This window comes from Flavobacterium sp. IB48 (genome assembly GCF_016405855.1).
Lineage (GTDB): Bacteria > Bacteroidota > Bacteroidia > Flavobacteriales > Flavobacteriaceae > Flavobacterium > Flavobacterium ginsengisoli.
Genome location: NZ_JAEFCA010000013.1, coordinates 21176 through 42583, shown reverse-complemented (window position 1 = coordinate 42583; position 21408 = coordinate 21176). Strand labels below are relative to the sequence as shown.

Sequence of the window (21408 nt, the reverse complement as noted above, 5' to 3'; positions counted from 1 at the left end):
AAACGTACTGTTTTGTCATTTCGACGTAAGGAGAAATCTTTGTTAGTAGCTCCGAAACGTAAACCCAATCTTTGTAGAGTTTCTTGCGAAGATTTCTCCTTACGTCGAAATGACAAAACTGGTGCTAATTGTAATGAATTTAAACCTGTCGGATTTAAAACAGCAGAAACTATGTTTGTTTAAACAAATAAAATACCTTTTGCAGACAAAGAAAATCTATGATTCTATGTGTTTAAAAATTAAAACTTCATGTCTAATTCTATTACTTCTCCTAATCGGATTAAGTACAAATTCGTACGCTATAAATCCAGATAAATATGTAGTAAATCAGGCTTCTGCTGGAAACTTTCCTTTAGTAAGTAAAGGAAAAACGGCTTCGATTTTAGTTGATGATAAAGATTATGCAGGAGTTTTAAAAGTGGTTGGACATTTAGAAAACGATCTTTTTAAAGTTTCAGATTTACATCCAAAAAGAATTAAAAAAATTTCTGAAGGAGAAGATTTTGTTGTCATAATTGGAACATTAGGAAAAAGTAAAATCATTGATCAATTAGTCCAAAAAGGAAAAATCGACAGAAGTGCGCTTCAGGGAAAATGGGAAAAATTTACAACACAGATTGTTGAAAATCCGTTTAAAGGAATTAAAAAAGCGCTTGTAATCGCAGGTTCAGATAAAAGAGGAACGATTTACGGAATTTACGATTTATCGAATCAAATTGGAATTTCGCCTTGGTATTTTTGGGCAGATGTCCCAGTGAAAAAACAATCAGAATTACATGTTTTGCCTGGAGTTCACACGCAGGGAGAACCAAAAGTAAAATATCGTGGAATTTTTATAAACGATGAAGCTCCAGCTTTAACAGGATGGGCTTTTGAGAAATATGGCGGATTCAATTCAAAATTCTATGATACGGTTTTTGAATTGATTTTGAGAATGAAAGGCAATTATTTGTGGCCAGCAATGTGGGGCAGAATGTTTTATGTTGAAGATCCGCAGAATGCTGTTTTGGCCGATGAATACGGGATTGTGATGGGAACTTCGCATCATGAACCATTAACAAGAGCACACGCGGAATGGGGAAAATCAAATGGGAAATGGGATTTTAATACCAATTCGGAAGCCTTGATTAATTTCTGGAAAGACGGAATTAAACGAATGGGAAATAAAGAAACCATTGTTACAATCGGAATGCGTGGTGACGGTGACGAACCTATGACGGAAGGAACTGCAATTGATTTATTAGAAAATATTGTAAAAACCCAACGAAATATCATTCAAGAAGTAACTAAAAAACCGATTGAAGAAACGCCTCAAATGTGGGCGCTTTACAAAGAAGTTCAAGATTATTACGACAAAGGAATGACTGTTCCAGATGATGTAACACTATTATTGTGTGATGATAATTGGGGGAATATTCGAAAACTTCCAGAGCTTGATTCAAAACCAAGAAAAGGCGGTTACGGAATTTACTATCATTACGATTATGTTGGAGGACCGAGAAATTATAAATGGATCAATACGAACCAAATTGAGCGTACTTGGGAACAAATGGATTTAGCATATCAATATGGAGTTGATAAAATCTGGATTGTAAATGTAGGCGATATCAAACCAATGGAATTTCCGATTGCCTTTTTCTTGGATATGGCTTGGAATCCTGAAAAGTTTAATGCGGAGAATCTAGAAGATTATTATGTGAATTGGGCAAAAGAAAATTTCGGAAATCAGTTTACAGAAGAAATTGCCACTATTTTAAAATTATATACCAAATACAACGCGCGAAGAAAACCGGAATTATTAGATGCTAAAACATACAGCGTAACCAATTATAACGAAGCTGATCAGGTTGTTACTGATTATCAAAAGTTGGTAGAAAAAGCCAATTCTATTAACGAAAAATTACAACCAGAATATAAAGATGCTTTTTATCAGCTAGTTTTGTTTCCAGTTTTGGCTAGTTCCAATTTAAATGAAATGTATGTTGCAACAGCCAAAAATCAGCTGTATGCAGCACAAGGTAATGCCGTTGCAAATGCGTATGCTGAAAAAGTAAAAGAGTTATTTGAAAAAGATAGTGAGCTTACCAATTATTATCATACGAAATTGGCAAATGGCAAATGGAATCACATGATGGCACAAACGCATATTGGTTACGATAATTGGCAACAGCCAGAAAAAAATGTGATTCCGAAAACAAAAACAGTTGAAATTTCAATCAAAGCTCAAGCAAAAATTTCGACTGAGAATTCTCCAAAGGTTGAAACATCGATTACTAAAAATTTAGAAAATGCTCATGGTTTTATAGAGAATGACGGTTACATTTCAATAGAAAGTAAAAATTATTCTAAAGCTATAAATTCAGATTTAGTAAAATGGACTTTAATTCCAAATTTGGGTAAAACAGATTCTGGAATAACGATAAAGCCTTCAAATATTCAACCGTTTGAAATTTCAGAACAATCGCCAAGATTAGAATATGATGTTTGTTTTTTCAGTAAAGGAAAAGTAAAGGTAAAAGCATATTTTTCGCCGACAATCAATTTTAAAATAGGGGACGGATTAAAATACGGAATTGCTTTCGATTCAGAAAAACCTCAAATTATGAACCTCAACGAAGATTCTTCGGAGAAAAATTGGGCAGAATCGGTGGCAAACAATATTAAAATTATAACCTCAACTCATCAAATAGAAAATGCAGGAAATCATGTTTTGAAAATTTATGCGATTGATTCGGCTTTAGTGCTTCAAAAAATTGTAATTGAAACGGAAGAAAGAAAAGTTTTGGAGTCATATTTGGGGCCGCCAGAGAGTTTTAGAAAGGAATGATTCCATAACTTAATTTGTTCTGTTCAAGAATGGACAAAACTAAACGAATAAAAACTATTAACTATTAAACCAAAAGATATGAAATTTATTAAACCTTATTTATTTGCCGTCACGACTTTGTTGGCTATGAGCTGCACTTCGCAAAAAGAAACGCCTTCATTAAAAGATGCTTATAAAAATGATTTTTATATTGGAACCGCTTTAAGTGCGGATCAAATCGAAGTCAAAAATGCTAAAGAAGATTCTCTTATTCGAAAAGAATTTAATGCAATTACGGCTGAGAATATTATGAAATCTATGTATGTACATCCGCAAAAAGACAAATATGATTTTACTTTAGCAGATAAATTTGTCGCGTATGGAGAAAAGAATAAAATGTTTATTCACGGACATACTTTGATTTGGCACAGCCAATTGGCACCTTGGATGGAGAAAATCGCAGACAGCACAGAAATGAAAGCTTTTATGCAAGATCATATCAATACGATTGTTTCCAAATACAAAGGAAAAATCAATTCTTGGGATGTTGTAAACGAAGCTTTAAATGAGGACGGAACTTTGAGACAATCTGTTTTTTTGAAAACACTCGGAGAGAAATATCTTGTTGATGCATTCAAATTAGCGGCAAAAGCAGATCCTAAAGCAGAATTGTATTATAACGATTATAATATTGAAGAACCAGCAAAAAGGGCAGGAGCGATTGCCTTAATCAAAAAAATAAAAGCAGAAGGAGGAAAAGTAGATGGCGTTGGAATTCAAGGACATTGGAGGTTAGGAAGCCCGTCAATAGAAGAAATTGAGAAAAGTATTTTAGAGTATTCGGCTTTAGGAGTTAAAGTAGCGTTTACAGAATTAGATATTACAGTATTACCAAATCCGTGGGATTTAAAAGGGGCAGAAATTAGTCAAAATTTTGAAGGAAGCGCGAAAATGAATCCGTATCCTAAAGCATTGCCAGATTCTATTCAAAACAAGCTTGCAGAACGTTACGCTTCGATTTTTAAATTATTTTTGAAACACAAAGATAAAATCAGTAGAGTTACTTTTTGGGGCGTTCATGATGGACAATCTTGGTTAAATGATTGGCCAATAAAAGGAAGAACAAATTATCCGTTACCATTTGATGCAACTTTAAGACATAAAAAAGCTTACGATAGTATTTTAAATCTTAAAGAGACCAAAGAATAAATAATAAAATGGCGTAAGGATTGATGAATTACCCAACAATCGGTTGTGGTTTGAAAAATAACTTAAATAAAGTGAAGTAAATTTGCATAATATGTTTTTTTGTCTAATTTTACACAACCGATTGTTTTAATTGTAATTTGCATTCCTGCAAGGTTTTCATAACCTTGTAGGAATAAAATTGAAGAGCAGTTTTAATCAATAGGAAACCTACAAGGTTATGAAAACCTTGCAGGAGTAAAAACTAACTAACCAACAAAATGACCACAAACCCACCAATGACTAAAATTTCACAAAAACTATCCATCAAAGAAAAAATTGGATACAGTTTAGGAGATCTTGCTGCCAATCTCGTTTTTCAAACTTTGATGACCTATCTGGCGTATTTCTACACCGACATTTACGGATTATCACCAACTGATTCTTCCATTATTATGCTGATCGTTGGATTAATCGCCGCTTTTATTTTTAACCCAATTATTGGAGTTGTAGCAGATAGAACGAGTACCAAGTGGGGAAAATTCAGACCATGGATTTTAATAACAGCGATTCCGCTTGGAGTAGTGGCCTTATTAGCATTTTCAACTCCCGATTTCTCTTATAAAGGAAAAGTAATTTATGCCGTTGTAACATATACTTTATTGTTGCTTTTTTATGCAGGAAACAATTTGCCGTATTCTGCCTTAAGTGGTGTCATTACAGGCGATATGAAAGAAAGAAACAGTATGTCTTCGTACCGTTTTGTGGCGGTTATGTTTGCTCAGTTTTTTGTTCAGGTTTTTATGCTTGGAATTATTAAAAGTGCTGGAAATGGCGATAAAGCAATTGGAATCGAGAAAGTAATGACTGCTCTGGCAATTATTGGAACAATTATGCTTTTAATTACTTTTTTAACGACAAAAGAAAGAATCATTCCGAAACCAGAACAAAAATCAAGCGTTAAAGAAGATTTAAGCGATTTAATCAAAAACAGACCTTGGGTAATTATGCTTACCCTGACGACTTTGGTTTTTGTGACTCTGGCAATGAAAGGCGGTTCTTATGTATATTATTTTGAAAACTATGTAAACAAAGAACAGTTAGCCGTTTTTATTCAGCCAATATTAGATTTTCTAACTACGATTGGGCTAAATCATTTTGGTAATGATCCGGTTTCTGCGGGCTTCGGTTTATTCAATGCGGGAGGAATTATCTTTATGATTGTCGGTATTACATTATCTAAGAACTTGGCAGACAAATATGGAAAACGAAATGTTTTTGGAGTGTTTTTATTCATTTCGACTTTATTCATTATTGCTTTCTATTTCTTTCCGCCAGCTTCAATTGGATTGATGTTTTTTTCTCAAATCTTACACGGATTTTTCTACGGAATCACAATACCAATTCTTTGGGCTATGATTGCCGATGTTGCCGATTATTCAGAATGGCTGAATAACCGTCGTGCAACGGCCATTATTTTCTCTGCAATGATGGTCGGATTGAAAACAGGATTAAGTGTTGGTGGCGCTTTAACAACCTTGTTTTTAGGCTATTTCCATTACGTTCCAAATGCTTCTCAACAATCAGAAACAGCTATAAACGGAATCAAATTACTAGTGAGTATTTTCCCTGCAATCCCTTTTTTAATTGGAGCTGGATTGCTGTTTTTCTATAAAATCAATAAAGAAATGGAAGTGCAAATCGAAACAGAACTTAAAGAACGAAGAACTTAATTATTTAAACAAAATATCACTATGCCTGAAGATAGCATTGAACACATTAATTTTGAGGAAATTAATGAACTGGCGATTTCAAAGCCTTTAGTATCACATATTTATACAGCCGATCCTTCGGCACATGTATTTAATGGTAAAATTTATATTTATCCTTCACACGACATCGATGCTGGAATTCCATTTAACGATAATGGAGATCATTTTGGGATGGAAGATTATCACGTTTTTTCGATGGAAGATATTTCATCAGAAGCGGTTGATAACGGTGTAGCGTTACACGTAGACGATGTTGCTTGGGCAGAAAAACAAATGTGGGCGCCAGATGCAGCCCACAAAAACGGAAAGTATTATTTGTATTTTCCTGCCAAACGTGCTAACGGAATTTTCCAGATTGGAGTGGCTATTTCAGATTCGCCTGTTGGACCTTTTATTCCTGAAAAAGAGGCTATAAAAGGAAGTTACAGTATTGATCCAGCAGTTTTTGAAGACGAGGATGGCAAACATTATATCTATTTTGGAGGAATTTGGGGCGGACAGCTTCAGAAATACCGAAATAACAAATACGATCAGAATAATGAAGAACCTTTAGCAAATGAAAAAGAGTTAGGCCCTATTGTAGCTAGACTTCGAGAAGATATGTTGGAATTTGACGAAGAGCCAAAAGAGATTTTAATTCTGGATGAAAATGGAGAAGTTATAAAAGCAGGCGATAACGATCGTCGTTTTTTTGAAGCTTCTTGGGTTCATAAATATAACGGAAAATATTATTTCTCTTATTCGACAGGAGATACACATTTTATATGTTATGGAATTGGCGATAATCCGTATGGGCCTTTTACATATCAAGGAAGAATTTTGAATCCTGTTGTGGGTTGGACATCGCATCATTCGATTTGCGAAGTAGAAGGTGAATGGTATTTGTTTTACCACGATTCTAGTTTGTCAAAAGGAGTAACACATTTGCGAAGCATGAAAGTAACCAAAATCGATTATTTAGAAGATGGTTCGATTATCACAATAGATCCTTACGGAATAAGAAGATTAATAGATTAGTTTTTCTGTATAAAAAAATTTGAAAAAAAATACAATCGGTTGTGTTGTTTTTGAGTTTTATAATGATGTGTTATATGTCGCCCCACTGGAGCTTTTAATAGGTGAGGATTTTAATTTTATATAAATATTACGCTCTTCCAGAGCTATGATAGAAAAAAATACTATAGATATTTCATCTAGTTTGTCATTTCGACGGAGGAGAAATCTCCACAAGAAACTCGACAAAGATGGGAGTCTTATTTGGAGTTACTCGCGAAGTCCCAGAGGGACGAAATATTTATAGAATTTTTAGAACGCCCAATTGTAAAAAGCCTCAGCGGGGTGATATATTATTTTGCGATAAATGTGTCGCTCCGCCGGAGTTTTTAATCTATGTGCATTTTAATTTTCTATAAATATTACGCTCTTCCGGAGCTAAAAAAAAATAACATAATTCATGTAAAAAATAATTTTTTATAAAAGATTTTTAGCTACTTTAGCATAACAGAACGGAACAGAACGGTATGCTAAAAGAAGAAGAAAAATTTGAATTTATAATAAATCACGAAAGTGATATTCCGAAGTACCAGCAGTTGGTTGACGGAATTACAAATGCTATTGCGGAAAATATTTTGCAAAAGGGAGATTTGCTCCCGTCTGTAAATGTGATTTGCAAAACATATCAGCTTTCTAGAGATACGGTTTTTAAGGCGTATTCAATTTTAAAAGATCAAAAAGTAATCGATTCTGTGCCTAACAAAGGCTATTATGTAGCGGGTGAAACAAGAAAAGTGCTTTTGGTTTTGGATACCTTTAAAGCTTATAAAGAGGTTTTGTATCATTCGGTTGTGAATAATTTGCCTGATAATGTGATTATCGATGTGCAGTTTCACCATTATAATATTGATGTTTTTAAAACGATCATTAATAACGGAATCGGGAAATATTACAAATATGTGGTAATGAATTTTGACCACAAGGATATTCCGCCAGCATTGTCGGCAATCTCAAAAGATAAACTGCTTTTGATTGACTGGAATATTAGAGCAGATAAAGCGAATAATTATGTTTTTCAGGATTTTGGGAAAGCGTTTTATGAGTCTTTGAAAGAAGCAGGAGATCTGTTTAAAAAGTATAAAAAAATACAATTTGTATATCCAGATTTTACAAATCATCCGTGGGAAACGGTAGAATATTTTAAAAAATTCTGTGCCGATTTTGGTTTTGAATATGAAGTGATTACAGATCCAAAAAAGTTCAATATCGAGAAAGGAATTGCATATATCAGTGTAAGCGACCGAATTTTGGGACACTTTTTAGAACAGTGCAAGGAGAAAGATTATGAACCAGGGAAAGACGTTGGATTTTTATCTTATAACGAAACCCCAATGAAAAAGTTTATATACAAAGGAATTTCGGTTGTTTCAACTGATTTTAAAGAACTAGGAACCAAAGCAGCGGCATTTATCACGCATGACGAAGAAACGCAGTGTTATGTGCCAACAAAATTAATAATAAGAGAATCATTATAGTATGTATTATATCGGATATGATATTGGAAGTTCTTCTGTCAAGGTGGCCTTGGTAGAAGCAGAAACGGGCAAAAAAGTAATCGTTCTGAATGAACCGCAGAACGAAATGGAAATCCTTTCGATTCACCCAGACTGGGCAGAACAAGATCCTGAAATTTGGTGGCAGCACATTTGTACAGCGACTAAAAGAGCGATTAAAGAATCAAATATCGATGCTTCTAAAATTCAGGGAATTGGTATTTCGTACCAAATGCACGGATTGGTGATTGTGGACAATGACGGTAGTGCGCTTCGAAATTCAATTATCTGGTGTGACAGCCGTGCGGTTGAAATTGGAAATAAGGCTTTCGCCGAAATTGGAGAAGAAAAATGCATGTCGCATTTATTGAATTCGCCAGGAAATTTTACTGCTTCAAAGTTAAAATGGGTGAAAGAAAACGAACCTGAAGTTTACAATAAGATCTCTAAATATATGCTTCCGGGAGATTACATCGCTTTGAAATTAACGGGCGAAGTAACGACTACCAAAAATGGTTTGTCTGAAGGAATGCTTTGGGATTATAAAGAAAATAAAGTAGCCGACTGGCTTTTAGAATATTACGGAATCGATACAATATTAACTCCAAAAATTGTAGAGAATTTTACGAATCAAGGTGTTGTTACTGAAAAAGCTTCACAAGAATCTGGTCTTCCTGCAGGAATTCCGATCGTGTACAGAGCAGGAGATCAGCCAAATAATGCTTTGTCATTGAATGTGCTTCGTCCGGGAGAAGTTGCAGCGACTGGTGGTACATCAGGCGTTTTCTATGCTGTGACAGAAACAAATTCAGGAAAAAGTACTCGTGTAAACAACTTTGTTCATGTGAATTATACGGAATCAAATCCGAGAGTTGGGAAATTGCTGAATATAAACGGAGCAGGAATCCAATACCGCTGGATGCGAAACAATATCGGAAATGAGTCGTATGAAGAAATGAACGAAAAAGCATCTCAGATAAATGTTGGCTCACAAGGATTGGTTGTTATTCCATTTGGAAATGGAGCCGAAAGAATGTTCAATAATAAAAACATTGGATCTCATATTTTAAACTTGAATTTTAATATTCATACCAGCGCACATTTATTCAGAGCATCTTTGGAAGCAATTGCGTTTTCTTTTGTGTACGGAATGGAATGCTTGAAAGATGACAATGCAACGATTAATGTAATTAGAGCCGGAAATGATAATTTATTCCGTTCCGAAATTTTCTCTAATACAGTTGCCACATTAATTGGTCACGAAATCGAAATTTACAACACAACAGGAGCAGTAGGAGCGGCAAGAGCAGTAGGCTTGACAGATGGTGACTTTGAAAAATTTGGTTCAGGAATTACGACAAACGATCACGTAATGACCTTTTTGCCTCTAAAAAATAAAGAGGAATACGAAGCAGCTTATAAAAAATGGAAACAAGAATTAGAATTAATATTAACAAATAAATAAAAGAATCAAATGATAGTTTTAGGAGATAAAGAATACTACAAAGGTATTGGCCAAATTAAATTTGAAGGAAAAGAGTCTGACAATCCTTTGGCATTTAAATATTACAATCCAGACCAAGTTGTGGCTGGGAAAACAATGCGTGAGCACTTTAAATTTGCTATCGCTTATTGGCATACATTCTGCGGACAAGGTAGCGATCCATTCGGACCAGGAACGCAGCAATTTGCTTGGGATGCTTCATCAGATCCGTATCAGGCTGCAAAAGATAAGGCAGATGCTGCTTTTGAATTCATTAGCAAAATGGGATTCGATTATTTTTGTTTCCACGATTACGATTTGATTAACGAAGGGCCAACTTTCGCAGAATCAGAAAAACGTTTGGCTTTTATTACAGATTACTTAAAACAGAAAAAAGCAGACTCTGGAATTAAATTGCTTTGGGGAACTTCAAACTGTTTCTCAAACCCAAGATTCATGAACGGTGCGGCTACAAATCCTGATTTTAATGTAGTAGCAAGAGCTGGTGGACAAGTAAAATTGGCTTTGGATGCTACAATCGCTTTAGGAGGAGAAAACTATGTATTCTGGGGAGGTAGAGAAGGATATATGTCTTTGCTAAACACAGATATGGGAAGAGAATTAGACCACATGGCGCAATTCTTAGGAATGTCTAGAGATTACGCAAGAGCTCAAGGTTTCAAAGGAACTTTCTTCATCGAGCCAAAACCAATGGAACCATCTAAACACCAATACGATTTTGACTCAGCTACAGCGATTGGGTTCTTAAAAAATTATGGTTTAGATAAAGATTTCAAAATCAATATCGAGGTAAACCACGCTACTTTAGCACAACATACTTTCCAACACGAATTAGAAGTGGCTGCAAAAGCTGGAATGTTAGGAAGTATCGATGCTAACAGAGGTGATTACCAAAACGGATGGGATACAGATCAATTTCCAAATAACATCCAAGAAACTACTGAAGCAATGTTAGTTTTCTTAAAAGCTGGCGGATTACAAGGTGGTGGAGTTAACTTTGATGCTAAAATTAGAAGAAACTCTACAGACTTAGAAGATGTTTTCTTGGCGCACATTGGTGGAGCTGATACTTTTGCAAGAGCTTTACTGACTGCTGATAAAATCATTTCTTCTTCTCCATACGAGAAATTAAGAAAAGAAAGATACAGCTCTTTTGATTCTGGAAAAGGTAAAGATTTTGCTGACGGTAAATTAGGTTTAAAAGATCTTTATACTATCGCTCACGAAAATGGAGAATTAAATCTTCAAAGCGGTAAACAAGAATTGTTTGAAAATATCATCAATCAATATATTTAATTGATTTAGATTTTAAATATTCAACCTAACAGATTTCTAAAATCTGTTAGGTTTCTCCAAAATATTTAGTGAGAAAAAAATCTAGAAAAAGTTTTAATTTTTAAACATGATAGTTATAAAACGTTAAAATGTCTAAAAATGTTTTTTTAGATAAAAACTTCGAAAATGTGTATTAAGATTATGGCTTTTTTACATTAAGATTCAAGAAAAACAGATTGAAGGTTTAGTTACTGTTTTTTGAAAATTGAAATGAATAAAAAGTCAGTTTGATAAAATAATAAGTGAGTTTTTTTTATTGAAGGTTTTTTGAAGAGCAGAATCAATCGAAATGCACATTTTTCACTCACTAAAATTTCGACACACTACAGTGCATCTCTACTAAATTTATCTACACAAAGAAAAAAACGTACAGTTTTGTCATTTCGACGAAGGAGAAATCTCCGTAAGTAGCTCCACAAAGTAAATAACTAATCTTTGTCGAGTTTCTCGCGAAGATTTGCTTCGCCTGTTCGCTATCGCTCGGGTCTCCTTCGTCGAAATGACACACTATGCGATTCATTCGATGATAAAGAATTATTTATAACAACTAATAAACCAAAAAACTTATGAAATTTTTTATTGACACTGCCAATCTTCAAGATATTGAAGAAGCGCAGGCTTTAGGCGTTTTAGACGGCGTAACCACCAATCCGTCTTTAATGGCAAAAGAAGGAATTACAGGAAAAGAAAATATCCTGAAACATTATCTTGACATTTGTAATATCGTTGATGGCGATGTTTCTGCTGAGGTAATCTCAACCGACTTTGAAGGAATGGTAAGAGAAGGCGAGGAATTGGCCGCTTTACATCCTCAGATCGTAGTGAAATTGCCTATGATTGGTGATGGTGTAAAAGCCTGTAAATATTTTTCTTCAAAAGAAATTCGTACCAATGTAACTTTGGTATTTTCTGCTGGACAAGCCTTATTGGCGGCAAAAGCAGGAGCGACTTACGTTTCTCCATTTTTAGGACGTTTAGATGATGTTTCAACAGACGGAATGCATCTGATTTCGGAAATTAGAGAAATCTATGATAACTATAATTATCAAACTCAAATATTATCGGCTTCTGTGAGACACACGATGCATATTATCAATTGTGCAAAAATTGGTTCCGATGTAATGACAGGACCCCTTTCTGCGATTAAAGGATTGTTGAAACATCCGTTAACAGATATTGGTCTGAAACAATTTGTTGAAGATGCCAAAAAGATGAACTTATAATATTTTATTTTTCATTTTTTGTAGTTTTTAAACTCCCTTCTAGTTATTTAGAAGGGAGTTTTTTTATAAAATAAAAGCAACCGATTGTTTCTTTCTTAAGTTTTGTAAGAAATATACATTATAGGGTCTAGTGTATTGGTTTTCAGTATTTAATATTTCTTAAGTCCCGTTTTATAAGGGATTGACAAAGATTTATTTTATGACGAATTTTACGACGGTTACTACATCGTTTTAGTACTTGCTTAAAAAAAATAAGAATTTAACATTTTATGTTTTTTTTAAGATTTTGAATTAAACGATTTATTATCTCTAACGTTTTCGTGATATTAAATACTGTTTTTGATGATTGTTTAATAATTTTTAAATTTTACTGCGTATAATTCTTTTTTTTAATGATATTTTTTTCAAATTGAGAATAAAAATTAACGCAACCGATTGTGTATTGTTGTTTTTTGCATATATTTGTTTTGACTATAAGTTGTTATTCGCTTGAAATGTTAAAAATTGAAAGCAATACTATAGTCGCCAAATAGAAACTAACTAAACCAACTATTAACTCATTAAACCAATTATTTATGACTAACTTTTTAATTACTAAAAGCAGATCTAAATACTTTAAGAATTTGGGGTTCTTAATCCTGATGATGGTATTTTCTGCTTCGGTAAATGCACAAATTACTGTTACAGGTACTGTAACTGATGGTGCCGGACCAATACCGGGTGTCAATATTATTGTAAAGGGAACTAAAACAAGTACAGTATCGAATTTTGACGGAACTTATACGCTCCAATCTATTCCTACTAATAGTATTTTAGTTTTTAGCTTTATCGGATATAAACCGCACGAAGTAGCGGTGAACAATAAAACTAAAATTGATGCTGTACTAGAAGAAAATTTAAATGACTTGAAAGAAGTTGTTGTTATTGGATACGGAACTGCAAAAAGAGCAGATTTAACAGGAGCTATTTCTTCTATATCTAGTGCAGCAGTAACACAATCTGTTTCTACAACTATAGATCAGGTATTACAAGGACGAGCTGCTGGGGTGCAGATTCAGCAGAATAGTGGTACACCAGGCGGAAGTTCTTCGGTGCGTATTCGTGGTATAAGTTCTATTACAGGTTCTAATGAGCCAATTTATGTAATTGATGGTGTCATTATAGATGGTAATTCTGGTTCATTAAATACAAATCCGCTTTCAGGAATTAACCCGCAAGATATCGCTTCGATCGATATTTTGAAAGATGCTTCTGCAACTGCTATTTATGGATCTCGAGCTGCAAATGGAGTAATTATGGTGACAACTAAAACAGGTAGAAAAGGAGATTTGACTTTAAATTTTGACAGTTATGTAGGATGGCAGCAAATGCCTAAAGAATTGCAAGTGCTAAATTTGCGAGAATATGGAACGCTTAAAAACACAAGAGCAGATTTAGGAATCGTACAAAGAGACCCTTATTTTATTCGTCCTGATTTATTAGGAGAAGGAACAAATTGGCAAGACGAATTATTTCAAACAGGTTTAATCCAGAGTTATAATTTATCTGCTTCAGGCGGATCTGATACTACCACTTATGCATTAGGAATGTCTTATTTTGATCAGGAAGGAACAATAATCGGATCTTCATTTGATCGTATGACGATTCGAGCTGTAGTCGATTCTCAAGTAAAAAAATGGATGAAGGTTGGAGTGAATTTAAATACCTACAAAACCAATCAGGTAACAACAGTTAATGATGATTCTGTGATTTTAACGGCACTAAAACAAACTCCAAACGTAGCGTCTCGTAATGCTGATGGAACTTTTGATGGACCAGATACAACTGAATTCGTTCAAACCAACCCACTCGGAATTGCAATGCTTAAAGATAATCACGGAAAAGATTACGGAATTAGAGGGAATGTGTATGCAGAAATTGGTTTTACAAAAGATTTAAAACTTAAAACACAATATTCTATAGATTATGGTTTTGGAAATAGATATACTTTTAATCCATCTTATACTTTTGGAGCATTATCAAACGAAGTAAGAGAAGGATCAAGAACAAAATCTACTAGCGAAAACTGGATTTGGACAAATACATTGACTTATAATAAAGTATTCGGAAAAAGTAATGTTAATGCGATGTTGGCTCAAGAGCTTCAAGAGCAAAACTGGGAAAATCTATACGGTTACCGTTCAGGCTATTTAACAAACGGAGCAACAGATTTAAATGCAGGTGACCCAACAACAGCAAGAAACTCAAATGCAAGTTCTACAAAATCGCTTAGTTCTTATTTTGCAAGAGCAACTTATACATTTGATGATAGATATATTCTAACAGGAACAATTAGAAGAGACGGATCTTCACAATTTGCTGAAGGCAACAAATGGGATTGGTTTCCATCTGCTGCATTAGCTTGGAAAGTTTCAAATGAATCATTTTTGAAAGAAAACCAGACAATTAGCAACCTAAAATTACGTGCTGGATGGGGAGTAACAGGTAACTCAAGCGTACCAAATAATGCTTACACTTCTGTTTACGGTACTTCTGCTACAAATTGGGGAAGCGGACAAATTGCAACTAATACAGCAAATCCAGACCTTAAATGGGAAAAATCAAACCAGACTAATATTGGTTTAGACATCGGACTTCTAGACAATAGAATTGAAATCACAGCAGATGCTTATTACAAGAAAACAGACGATTTATTATTAAGATTATCACTTCCTGCTTATGTAGGAACAACAGGGCAAGGAGCTACAACGCCACCTTTTGCTAATATTGGATCTCTTGAAAATAAAGGTTTTGAGTTCACTATTAACACGATTAACATGCAGAGAAAAGATTTTCTTTGGAAATCAAATTTCAATATTTCAGTGAATAGATCTAAAGTATTGAAACTGAATTCAGAATCTGGTGTTTACGATCAGACCTTACAACAAGGTTCAGACGTAACGGTTGTTACTCGTACTGCTGTTGGACAGCCATTAGGACAATTTTATGGCTATAAAGTAATCGGACGTTTTGAAAAAGCAACAGATTTCTATTATAAAGATGCCAACGGAGTAGTAAAACCAACAGCATTGCCTGAAGGAATGGCAATTGGTGAAAATGGTGTTTGGATTGGAGATTATATGTTTGAAGATGCGAATAAAGATGGTGTAATCAACGAAAAAGATGCTGGTTATATTGGTAATCCTAATCCAGATTTTACATTCGGACTTAATAATAGTTTTTCTTTCTTAGGATTTGATGTAAGCATTTTATTTACCGGTTCTTACGGAAATGAAGTTCTAAATTACCAAAGAAGATGGTTAGAAAACCCTCGTGAGAATACCAACTTATTAAAAACTGCTTTAGGATATGCACAATTAGAACTAATCGATCCGAACGGACCAAATGATTATCGTAACGTTCAGATTGTAGGTGGAGATCCTTACATGACTAGAATTGCAGCTTCTTCGGCTTCTTCGGCATCTAATTATCGTTTAAGCAACAGATTTGTAGAAGATGGATCTTATGTAAGACTTAAAAACATTTCAATATCGTATAATCTTCCTAAAGACTTATACTCTAAGTACGGAATTTCAAATGTAAAAGTGACCTCAAACATGCAGAATGTTTTAACCTTTACGAAGTATAAAGGATACGATCCAGAAGTTGGAGCAATAAACCAAAATCAGCTTTTAAATGGTGTAGATAACGGACGTTATCCTTCACCAACAATCACTACACTTGGATTAACTGTTAATTTCTAAAAAACGCACAATGAAAACAAAGAAAATATTTTATACGGCTTTAATTATTGCATTGCCATTTGTTTGGACGAGTTGCAGCGACATTTTAGATGTTGAACCGAATGATGTAATAACAAAAGAGAATTTTTATAAAAGCGAGTCTGATTTTCAGGCAGCAACAGGACCATTGTACAACAAAGTATGGTTCGATTTTAATGATAAATTTTATTACGGATTAGGAGACGGACGTGCTGCAAACATGTATGCGCCTTTCTCAGATTACGTTTATCCGTTTACAGATTTAACAGAAACAGGATTAACAGGACCTTTGGTTTCGGCTTGGGCATCATTGTATAATGTAGTGCAACAGTCTAATAACGTGATCATCGGGATTTCTGGAAGCCCGTTGAGTGATGCAGTTAAGGATAGATACATTGCCGAAGCTCGTTTTATGAGAGGAACGGCTTATTGGTATTTGGCTTCACTATGGGGAGATGTAATCATTTCTACAAATCCAAGCGAATTGGTAAAAAATCCAATTGTGAATAAAAATCCAATGAAAGATGTTTATGAATTCGCTATACGTGATTTAGAATTTGCAGCAAAATATCTTCCTGAAACTGCTGGTCAATCTGGACGTTTAACAAGATATAGCGCATTCGGAATGCTATCTCGCGTTTACTTGTCATTTTCGGGAGTAAGCGACAACCCAAACAGCGGAACCCGCAACCAAGAATATCTTGATTTGGCTAAAAAAGCTGCAGAAAAAGTAATGAGTTCTGGGCCATATAGTTTAATGGCAAATTATGAAGATTTATTCATGATTGATAATAACAATAATTCAGAATCAATGTTTGCACTGCAATGGGTTCCAAACGGAGATTACGGAGTAAACAATACGCAGCAAGCTTATTTTGCTTTAGGTTCTGATATTACAGGAGACGATGCCGCTTGGGGATACTGGACAAGAGCTTCTTATAATGTTTTACAAGAATATGAGTCAAAAGATCTTCGCCGTAGAGCAACTTTTATGGGAGATGGCGATCATTATGCTGAAATTAATAAAGCAAATGGCGGTTATACTGTAGATCACACTGCAGATTTCCTAACGGTTAAAAAAGGTGTCGTAGGTTCTACAAAAGATAATTCTAAAATTACCCGTATGAATTCTGCTTTAAACACTTATATGTTACGTCTTGCAGAAGTTTATTTGAATTACGCAGAAGCAGCTTTAGGAAACAATGCTTCAACAGCAGATGCAACAGCCATTTCAGTCGTAAATAGACTTCGTGCACGTGCAGGCTTAGACCCAAAAACAACTTTGACTTATGCAGATATTATTCATGAAAGAAGAGTTGAATTATGTATGGAAGGACAATATTGGTACGACTTAGTTCGTAGAGCTTACTACAAACAGCAAGAAGTAATTAACTACGTTACAGGACAAAACAGAGGAACAATAACTCCAATTTTGTACGATACGGCCACAAATACAGTTACGGTTGATGCTTCAAAAGCGACAAGTCCGAGAGCAATTGGTGTAATCGACGCGACCATTTTCACTCTTCCTTATCCAGAATCTGAATTAGTTCAGAATCCATTATTGAGAGAAAATCCTGTTCCGTATCAGTTTACAGAAGAGAAAATAAAAGACTTATTCTAGTTTCAGAAATAAAAAACTAAAAGATATAAATATGAAATATATTTTAAATAAAAAGTATTGGGCGCCCATCGCACTTCTTAGCATGATGGTTTTCAGTATGCTGTTTACTTCTTGCGATAATAACGATTCAGAAGGAAGCACAATTACAATTACAAAAGTGTTTTTAGAAGATGTAAATTCATCTGTACCTGATAGAGAAGTTAGTTTTGCTCGTTTAGGACAGCTATTGCGTATTGAAGGTTCTGGATTTGCAGGTTTGAAGAAAGTATATATTAACGGATATTCTACTTATTTCAATGTTGTTTTTGTTTCTAATACCTCAATGTTAGTGAGCATTTCAGCAGATACTCCAATTACAGATGCAGATCCATCAGTAAGAAATACAATTCGTTTTGTAAACGACAATAACGAAGTCACATTTCCTTTTCAAATTCGCGCAGGAAAACCTTCTATTATAAGTATGTCCAATACAATGCCAAATCCAGGAGAAACAATTATTGTTTCAGGAACAGGCTTAACAGAAGTAAGCAAAGTAGTTTTTCCAGGAAATGTTGAAGTAACAACAGGAATCACTTCAGACGAAGAAGGAGAATCTTTTACAGTAGTTGTTCCAAACGGAATTTCAGATTTAGGAGGTTCAATTTACGCAGAAACATCAAATGGAGGTGTTTATTCTCCAAGATATTTTAACTTCAAAAAAGGAATATTATTAGATTTTGACGGACAAGGTTCTCATGGATATTGGGGAACTTCAACAAGTATGATTCAGCCAACAGATTTAGAATCGGCAGTTTTAGGAACAGGAAACACATCTCAAGGAAAATACGTACCTCATCGTCCAGCTCGTATCGCTTCTTTTGATGCCGCTAAAAACCGTTGTTCTGAAGTTTGGACAGCAGGAAATGGAGTAGACAATTGGAGAGCACAATTAACCCCATACATTCCAGCAAGTACAGCATTAGACAAAGTAGCATTTCAGTTTGATATCTATGTGCCAGATGTTTGGAGAGAATCAGGCTTCTTAAAAATTTGTATGATCAATAACTTTAATGGCGGAGAATGGGCAGGAGCTTGTTACAATTATGTTCCTTGGATTAAAGATGGTAAAGCAATTGGCGTAAATACAACAGGATGGATCACAGTTACAATTCCGTTAAACAAATTCTATGCATGGTCTAAAGAAGCATTTACTTTCGAAACAGTTTTAGCATATCGTGAAGCGGCAACGTACCAAAACTTTGGAATTTACTTCGAAAATTCTGATGTAAAACTATCTAACGTAACAGGAAACGCAAGCGAAGTAGAATTCCCTTCAAAAGCAACTTCTGTAAAAGTGTACACTGACAACTGGAGAATTGTACCATTAGATACGCCAGTTTACAATGATTTTAACTAACCCAACAACCACAAAATGAAATATAAATATATCATACCAATAATTGCTTCATCACTAATGATTTTGTCATCATGCGATGATAATTTGATGGAGTGGGGAAAAGACCCAGAGCACGGAGAAGTAACAGGAGCTGAACTTCCGCTGGCTTTAGTAGAAAAAATTAGCCGTTACGAACCATTAAAAAACTACTCTGATTTTACTTTAGGAAACGGAATCGGAATAAGTTTATACATGAGCGATGCTGCTTATAGAAAAATCGTAAACGAAAATTTTGACGAAGTAACGCCAGGTTACGAAATGAAGCACGGTGCAATGGTAAACTCTAAAGGAGAAATTAACTTTACCACCGTAGATGCTTTTATTGCAGCAACAAAAAGTGCTGGATTAACAGTTTTCGGACACACTTTAGTTTGGCATTCCAATCAAAATGCTAGTTATCTAAACGGTATTATTGCCCCAACAGTAATTCCAGGTTCAAGCGGTACAAATGTCTTGGATCTAACACCTATTAAAAGCGGAACTTTCACAGGATGGGCTAGAAATAACCCAGGAAAAGGCATTACAACAGTTGCTAATGCTGGACTAACAAGCACTTCGTCTGCAATTCAATTAGAATCTAGCGCAAGTTCTTCTGCAGCTTACAATTTGCAATTAACTTCGCCAAATGTGCCAATAGTTGATGGGCATAATTATGAAATTTCATTTTATATAAAATCAGATGTTGCCGGAAAAGGACGCATTTCGTTCAATGGATCATTAGCTAATCAATATCCATATAAAGATTGGTTTAGCACTGGAGGAACGTGGACAGAAGCTTTTGAAACGACTTCTTCTTGGCAGCAAGTTAAAATTAAATTAGCGCCAGGCGATTTTAAATCAGGAAGCACAAGTTTTCAGTTTAATTTAGATTTAGGATATCTTCCAAATGTAACCTACTTGATTGATGCCAATACACTTGCAGTTGTTGATCTTGATGCGGCTACAGCTGTAACCAATTTGGTGACCAACGGTAATTTTAATTCAGGAATAACCGGATGGGCAAAATACAATGGAGCTACAGATGCCTTGAGTGCGGCATCGGCATCAGAGGCTTACGAAGGAAACGGCGCAATGAAAGTAATCAACGCAACCGATAATTCTGGTGGAGAATGGAAAACGCAAATTCATGCAGATTTTACTTCAACATTAACAGCAGGAAAAAATTACACAATTTCGTATATGATTCGTTCAGAAGCACCAGGTTCTGTACGTTGTTCAACAACAGGAGGGTCAGCTCAATACCAAGGAAATCAGGCAACTTCTACAACTTGGAAATTAATTGAGTGGAAAATAACAGCAGCTGGAACAGAAACAGGTTTCAATTTTGATTTAGGATTACTTGCTGGCACTTATTATATTGATAATGTTACAGTAACAGACGGATCATCTGCTGGTGGCGGTGCAACAGCTCCAGTGACAATTGAAAAAACAGATGCTGAGAAAACTAAAATTATTGGAGATGCCATGACCGATTGGATTTCTAAAATGATGACACATTACAAAACAAGCGTTTTTGCTTGGGATGTTGTAAACGAACCAATGAAAGAAGATGGAACGCTAAGAAACGGAACAGAAGGCGATACAGCTGCAGATTATTTCTCATGGATTAAATATCTAGGAAAAGATTACGCTGTAACAGCTTTCAAACTAGCACGTCAATACGGAAATGAAACAGATAAACTTTTCATTAACGATTACAACCTAGAATCTAGATTAGACAAATGTGACGGATTAATCGAATACGTAAAATACATTGAAGGCAAAGGCGCTAGAATTGACGGAATTGGAACACAAATGCATATTGATTTAAATACAGATAAAGACAAAATTGCTCAAATGTTCCAAAAATTGGCAGCTACCGGAAAATTGATTAAAATTTCTGAATTAGATATCAGATTAGGAACTGCTACACCAACAGTTGCACAGCAAGCCTCTCAGTCAGAAATGTACCAGTATGTTATTGATATGTACAAAAAATACATTCCTGCAGGTCAGCAATACGGAATCACAATTTGGGGAGTATCCGATAATTCAAAAGAACATGAATACTGGCTTCCAAACGAGTCTCCAAATATTTGGGATGCAAATTATGTTCGTAAACATGCATATAAAGGCACAGCAGACGGTCTTGCCGGAAAAGATGTGAGTTTAGGTTTCTCAGGAGAATTACAAAAACCTTAAATATTTAATTAGTAATATATCCATAGTGCAAGTCTG

At 34.8% G+C, this 21408-nt stretch carries 12 protein-coding genes; all 12 read left to right on the top strand.

Translation table 11 applies throughout. The annotated features are described in order from the left end of the window. Positions 1-226: 226 nt before the first annotated feature. Entirely contained in the window at positions 227-2827 is a 2601-nt protein-coding gene (locus tag JC605_RS23190) for a glycosyl hydrolase 115 family protein (RefSeq protein ID WP_198858453.1), read from the top strand. A 78-nt stretch (positions 2828-2905) separates the two neighbouring features. Further along, positions 2906-4015 (top strand): endo-1,4-beta-xylanase, encoded by a 1110-nt coding sequence (locus tag JC605_RS23185; RefSeq protein ID WP_198858452.1) that lies wholly within the window; start codon positions 2906-2908, stop codon positions 4013-4015. A 275-nt stretch (positions 4016-4290) separates the two neighbouring features. Next, positions 4291-5724, top strand: a complete 1434-nt coding sequence (locus tag JC605_RS23180; protein ID WP_198858463.1) for an MFS transporter — start codon at positions 4291-4293, stop codon at positions 5722-5724. Between the two features lie 21 nt (positions 5725-5745). Then, positions 5746-6780 carry a glycoside hydrolase family 43 protein gene (locus tag JC605_RS23175; RefSeq protein WP_198858451.1) on the top strand — a complete coding sequence of 345 codons (1035 nt, stop codon included), beginning with the start codon at positions 5746-5748 and terminating at the stop codon, positions 6778-6780. A 503-nt stretch (positions 6781-7283) separates the two neighbouring features. Next, the gene (locus JC605_RS23170) at positions 7284-8291 is read left to right on the top strand and encodes a GntR family transcriptional regulator (protein WP_198858450.1); all 1008 of its coding nucleotides are present in this window, start codon (positions 7284-7286) and stop codon (positions 8289-8291) included. 1 nt (position 8292) lies between these two features. Beyond that, positions 8293-9774 (top strand): xylulokinase, encoded by a 1482-nt coding sequence (locus JC605_RS23165; RefSeq protein WP_198858449.1) that lies wholly within the window; start codon positions 8293-8295, stop codon positions 9772-9774. Between the two features lie 9 nt (positions 9775-9783). Further along, positions 9784-11109, top strand: coding sequence for a xylose isomerase (gene xylA / locus JC605_RS23160; protein WP_198858448.1), 1326 nt, complete (start codon positions 9784-9786; stop codon positions 11107-11109). A 605-nt stretch (positions 11110-11714) separates the two neighbouring features. Further along, positions 11715-12371 (top strand): fructose-6-phosphate aldolase, encoded by a 657-nt coding sequence (gene fsa / locus JC605_RS23155; protein ID WP_198858447.1) that lies wholly within the window; start codon positions 11715-11717, stop codon positions 12369-12371. Positions 12372-12946: 575 nt separating this feature from the next. Further along, the gene (locus JC605_RS23150) at positions 12947-16114 is read left to right on the top strand and encodes a TonB-dependent receptor (RefSeq protein ID WP_198858446.1); all 3168 of its coding nucleotides are present in this window, start codon (positions 12947-12949) and stop codon (positions 16112-16114) included. A gap of 10 nt (positions 16115-16124) precedes the next feature. After that, positions 16125-17756, top strand: coding sequence for a RagB/SusD family nutrient uptake outer membrane protein (locus JC605_RS23145; RefSeq protein ID WP_198858445.1), 1632 nt, complete (start codon positions 16125-16127; stop codon positions 17754-17756). 31 nt (positions 17757-17787) lie between these two features. Then, positions 17788-19152, top strand: coding sequence for a glycan-binding surface protein (locus JC605_RS23140; RefSeq protein WP_198858444.1), 1365 nt, complete (start codon positions 17788-17790; stop codon positions 19150-19152). Positions 19153-19167: 15 nt separating this feature from the next. Next, on the top strand, positions 19168-21372 hold the full coding sequence (locus JC605_RS23135) for an endo-1,4-beta-xylanase (protein WP_198858443.1): 2205 nt from the start codon (positions 19168-19170) through the stop codon (positions 21370-21372). Positions 21373-21408: the final 36 nt, after the last annotated feature.

Excerpts from the sequence above, each read along its gene's own strand:
- JC605_RS23190 (WP_198858453.1), top strand. The coding sequence starts at position 227 with ATGTGTTTAAAAATTAAAACTTCATGTCTAATTCTATTACTTCTCCTA.
- JC605_RS23185 (WP_198858452.1), top strand. The coding sequence starts at position 2,906 with ATGAAATTTATTAAACCTTATTTATTTGCCGTCACGACTTTGTTGGCT.
- JC605_RS23180 (WP_198858463.1), top strand. The coding sequence starts at position 4,291 with ATGACTAAAATTTCACAAAAACTATCCATCAAAGAAAAAATTGGATAC.
- JC605_RS23175 (WP_198858451.1), top strand. The coding sequence starts at position 5,746 with ATGCCTGAAGATAGCATTGAACACATTAATTTTGAGGAAATTAATGAA.
- JC605_RS23170 (WP_198858450.1), top strand. The coding sequence starts at position 7,284 with ATGCTAAAAGAAGAAGAAAAATTTGAATTTATAATAAATCACGAAAGT.
- JC605_RS23165 (WP_198858449.1), top strand. The coding sequence starts at position 8,293 with ATGTATTATATCGGATATGATATTGGAAGTTCTTCTGTCAAGGTGGCC.
- xylA (WP_198858448.1), top strand. The coding sequence starts at position 9,784 with ATGATAGTTTTAGGAGATAAAGAATACTACAAAGGTATTGGCCAAATT.
- fsa (WP_198858447.1), top strand. The coding sequence starts at position 11,715 with ATGAAATTTTTTATTGACACTGCCAATCTTCAAGATATTGAAGAAGCG.
- JC605_RS23150 (WP_198858446.1), top strand. The coding sequence starts at position 12,947 with ATGACTAACTTTTTAATTACTAAAAGCAGATCTAAATACTTTAAGAAT.
- JC605_RS23145 (WP_198858445.1), top strand. The coding sequence starts at position 16,125 with ATGAAAACAAAGAAAATATTTTATACGGCTTTAATTATTGCATTGCCA.
- JC605_RS23140 (WP_198858444.1), top strand. The coding sequence starts at position 17,788 with ATGAAATATATTTTAAATAAAAAGTATTGGGCGCCCATCGCACTTCTT.
- JC605_RS23135 (WP_198858443.1), top strand. The coding sequence starts at position 19,168 with ATGAAATATAAATATATCATACCAATAATTGCTTCATCACTAATGATT.